This is a genomic window from Chloroflexota bacterium (assembly GCA_020850535.1).
Lineage (GTDB): Bacteria > Chloroflexota > UBA6077 > UBA6077 > JACCZL01 > JADZEM01.
Genome location: JADZEM010000035.1, coordinates 1 through 4,226, shown reverse-complemented (window position 1 = coordinate 4,226; position 4,226 = coordinate 1). Strand labels below are relative to the sequence as shown.

Genomic DNA, 4,226 nt, shown 5'->3' with positions numbered 1-4,226 from the left:
CGCCTTTGCTGGTCGTCGGTTCGTTGTATGCCAGCGGCCTGATCCATGATCTGCCGTTCGAGAGTCAGTACCTGTCTCTGGCGCTGATCGCCGGCGCGCTGTCGCTGGTGATCCAGAAGCTGCCGGCCGAACTCGCCGCGCAGCCGGGTACCCGTGATCCCGGGATCATGCTCAGTGTCCTGGCGAGCTGGGCCGCACTGGTCGTCATGCTCTTGCTGATCGGCTACGTCACCAAGACCTCGGACCTCTTCTCCCGTCGCGTGATGCTGACGTGGTTCGTCCTGACGCCGGTGCTGCTGCTCGCGGCCACGGCCGTGCTGCGTCGGGGCCTGAGTCACTTCATGGCCATCCAGGGCGCGCGCAGGGCGGTCGTCGCCGGATACAATGACGTCAGCCGGCAGCTCTCGTGGCGGTTGCGCGAGCGCTCACGGCTCGGGATCCAGGTCGTCGGCTTTTTCGATGACCGCAGCTCGGAGCGCCTCGCCATGCACGGCGACGAGCAGCTGCTCGGCGGCCTCACGGAACTGGCGGGATACGCGAAGACTCACGGCATCCAGGTGATCTTCATCGCCCTGCCGATCCGGCACGTGCAGCGGGTGCTGGCCCTGCTGGATGATCTGAAGGACACGACGGTGTCGATCTACTACGTGCCCGACATCTTCCTGTCGGATCTGATCCAGTCCCGCAGCGGCGAGGTGGCCGGCATCCCGGTGATCTCGATGTGCGAGACGCCGTTCTTCGGATACCGCGGAGTGATCAAGCGTGTTGCCGATGTGCTGCTGACGTCCATCGTACTGGTCCCGCTGCTGCCGGTGCTGGGCGTGGTGGCACTGCTCGTCAAGCTGTCGTCGCCGGGGCCCGCGATCTTCCGCCAGCGCCGCTACGGCCTGGACGGGCAGGAGATCACGGTCTACAAGTTCCGGACGATGACCGTCACCGAGGATGGCGACAAGGTGGTCCAGGCCACGGTCGGCGACCGGCGCATCACGCCGGTCGGTGCGGTACTCCGCCGCTATTCCATCGACGAGCTGCCCCAGCTGATCAACGTGCTGCAGGGCCGCATGAGTCTTGTCGGCCCGCGCCCGCATGCCGTCGCGCACAATGAGCAGTATCGCAAGCTCATCAAGGGCTATATGGTCCGGCACAAGGTGCTTCCGGGCATCACTGGGCTCGCCCAGGTCAACGGCTGCCGCGGTGAAACCTCGAAGATCGAGGAGATGCAGGCCCGCGTCGAATACGACCTCCAGTATCTGCGCCAGTGGTCGCTCGCGCTGGACATCCGGATTCTGATCAAGACCGTGCTGATGCTCTGGGGCGACAAGAAGGCGTATTGACTTATGCCGACGGTTGCTCAAACGACCCAGTCGCGACGCTTCACTTCGGGTAGTTTTGGCCGGGCGGCTGCCGGGGGTGGGGAGTGAGAACTGGTCGACGCCACCGGGAGTACGGGCCTGCAAGAATGTCGCGCACTCAAAGGTGGGTACGCCTGCCCCAGGGCGTCCGAGGCCCGCGCCCGACGCAGTGGTACAACAATGCAATTTCGGACGGAACCGACCGCCGGTTCCGGGCCAGGGGAAGATGGAGGAGGATCATGGGTTTCGTGAGTTCCAAGCTAGCGTCGCACCCGTGGCTGCGCCTGGCAGCCTTAGCGCTCGCCATCCTGCCGCTCGGCGCGCAGGCCCAGCAGGCCCCCGACTACGTGCTCAATGCCGGCGACCAGCTCGAGATTGCCGTCTGGAAGGAGCCTGATCTCACCAAGACGGTGATCGTGCGGCCCGACGGTAAGTTCTCGTTCGCGCTCGTCGGCGAAGTGGCGGCGGCCGGTCGCACCGTCAGCCAGATCCAGACGGAGGTCGCAGGCCGGCTGCAGAAGTACATTCCGGAGCCTGTCGTGACCGCGGCCGTCACGAACCTCGAAGGCAACCGGATCTACGTCATCGGCCAGGTGACCAAGCCGGGCAGCTATCCGATGAACCCACGCCTCAATGTGCTGCAGGCCCTGACGGTCGCCGGCGGCATGACGCCCTTCGCCAATCTCGACGGCATCATCGTCCTGCGCACCGGCGCAGGCGGCAAGCAGCGCGTCCTGCCGTTCCGCTACGGCGACGTCAGCAAGGGCAGGAACCTCGAACAGAACGCTCCACTGGAGGCTGGCGATGTCATCATCGTTCCGTAATCGCCTGGTGCCGGCCATCGCGCTGCTCGGCTGTGCCGCGGGCTCGGTCCATGCGCAGCAGACCTACTTCCTGCCGGCGTTCGAGACCTCGGCCGAGTGGCACAACAACCGCGACCTCGCGACCGATTCTTCGCAGGAGAAGGAGAACGGGGTCTACTACGCGCGGGCCGAGGCCCTGATCGGTCGTGTGACGACCCGCTCCAGCGTCGAGTTCCGGCCCTGGATCTCCTACCAGGAGATCCCCGACCGTGACGACGCAGAGCCGCTTGAGCTCGGCGCCAACCTGCGCACGGTGACGCAGAGCCTGAAGGGGACGTACCGCTTCAATGCACGCTTCCTGGAGCGTGATGCTTTCACGTCGGAGGTCGGTTCGGCCGGCTTCGACGATTTCGACCCCGACAACACGCCGGCCGGCGAGACCGGCGTGCTGACGGCGAAGGGCAAGCGCCGCGACTGGACGATCTATCCGAACCTCACCTACCAGCTGAGCGACCGCACGCGCCTCGAGGCCCGCCTCGACGCCGAGCAGGTGAGCTACGACACGAATCTGGCGTTCCGCCGGGTCGGCTACCAGAGCGGCACGATCGAGACCTCGGTCGTCTACAGGATGTCGCGGCGGTTCGAGCTGGTCGCCGGTCCGTACGTGTCCCAGTACGAGTCCGACGACGATCGCAACCAGACCGACAGCTACGGTCTCGTGCTCGGCACAGGCTACGCTCCGGCGGAATCGGCCTTCGTCATCGCCCAACTGCGCGCGGAGCGCGCCGACGTCGAGTCCAACGCAGCACTGACCGGGGTGAGCACCTCGGACACGCAGAACAGCGTCGGCTTCGAGGTCGTGGGCCACTACAGCTGGCCGGCGAGCCGGGTCCGCTACAACCTCGGCCGGTTTCTGGAGCCCAGCACGATCGGCAGCCGGGTCAAGAACGACGTCCTGCGGGTGCAATACACCCGCTCGCTGTCGACCCGGACGATCGTGATCGCCGCGGTTCGCTACAACCGCGAGAACCGCATCGAGGAGCTCATGGGCGAGACGACCAATGAGCAGGCGTACGTCGACCTGTGGACGTCCTACCAGCTGACGCCGACCTGGTATGTGGGTGGTGGCTATCGGTTCATCCGCCAGGAGATCGCCAGCGAGCCTCGCGCCGCCAACGATCACAGTGTCTTCGTCAACTTCGGTTATCGCGCACTGGATCCGCGACCGCGGAGGGCCCAATGAGCACGGAAGAGTCGAGCAGCTCCATGCGCGAGTACGCCGGGCTGATCCGGCGGCGCTGGCACCTCCCGGCACTGATCGTGCCCGCCGTCGTGCTCGTCGGGTTCGTCGCGGCGTTCGTGCTGCCGGTCAAGTACCGCGCGACGGGCGCGCTGATGCAGGAGGGCGCTGCGGTCTCACCGGACCTGGTCCGGGGCACGGACTCGGGCGACGACAAGGAGGCCACGCTCGCCTCGGCCGAGCGCATCGAGCTGCTGCGCCGCCGGGTGATGAGGCCATCGAGCCTCGCCGAGCTCGTGAAGCAGGTTGACCCGTATCCGACGCGCAGCGACCTGTCGGTCGAGGAGAAGGCGGCGCTGATCTCCGAGAACACGTCGCTGGAGCCGGTCAACCCGGTGACCTTCGAGCGGGCCAAGGGGTCGACCGCGTTCGCGGTCCATTACCTGAACCCGGATCCGAAGGTCGCGGCCGAGGTGAACAAGGCGCTGCTCGATCTGTACGTCACCTACAACAGCCGGGTCCGCTCCGAGCAGGCGGCCGAGGCGACGCGCTTCCTGCGCGAGCAGGCCGCCCAGCTCGAGGAATCGATGGTCGGCATCGAGCGCAAGCTGGCGCAGTTCAAGTCGAAGTACGGCGATGCGCTGCCGACGTCCGAGGGCCGCAATCTGATGGGCGCGGACCGCTCGCGGCGTGATCTCGAGGATATCCAGCGGCGCCTGCTCGCCGCCGAGGAGAAGGAAAGCCTGCTGCGGGTCCAGATCAGCGAGCTGTCGCCGAGCCTGGCGTCGGCGGTCGGCAACTGGCGCACGGAGCTGACCAAGCTCAAGGGCG

At 66.5% G+C, this 4,226-nt stretch carries 4 protein-coding genes; all 4 read left to right on the top strand.

Annotated features, from left to right (window positions below):
• The first annotated feature begins 50 nt into the window (after nt 1–50).
• Nucleotides 51–1,334, top strand: coding sequence for an undecaprenyl-phosphate glucose phosphotransferase (locus IT306_06010; GenBank protein ID MCC7367955.1), 1,284 nt, complete (start codon nt 51–53; stop codon nt 1,332–1,334).
• A gap of 257 nt (nt 1,335–1,591) precedes the next feature.
• Entirely contained in the window at nt 1,592–2,176 is a 585-nt protein-coding gene (locus IT306_06005; GenBank protein ID MCC7367954.1) for a polysaccharide biosynthesis/export family protein, read from the top strand.
• The gene (locus IT306_06000) at nt 2,157–3,398 is read left to right on the top strand and encodes a hypothetical protein (protein MCC7367953.1); all 1,242 of its coding nucleotides are present in this window, start codon (nt 2,157–2,159) and stop codon (nt 3,396–3,398) included. Before IT306_06005 ends, IT306_06000 begins: the two co-directional genes overlap by 20 nt.
• Nucleotides 3,395–4,226 (top strand): hypothetical protein (locus tag IT306_05995; protein MCC7367952.1); only part of this gene is annotated, 832 nt, incomplete at its 3' end. The genes IT306_06000 and IT306_05995, both read left to right, overlap by 4 nt.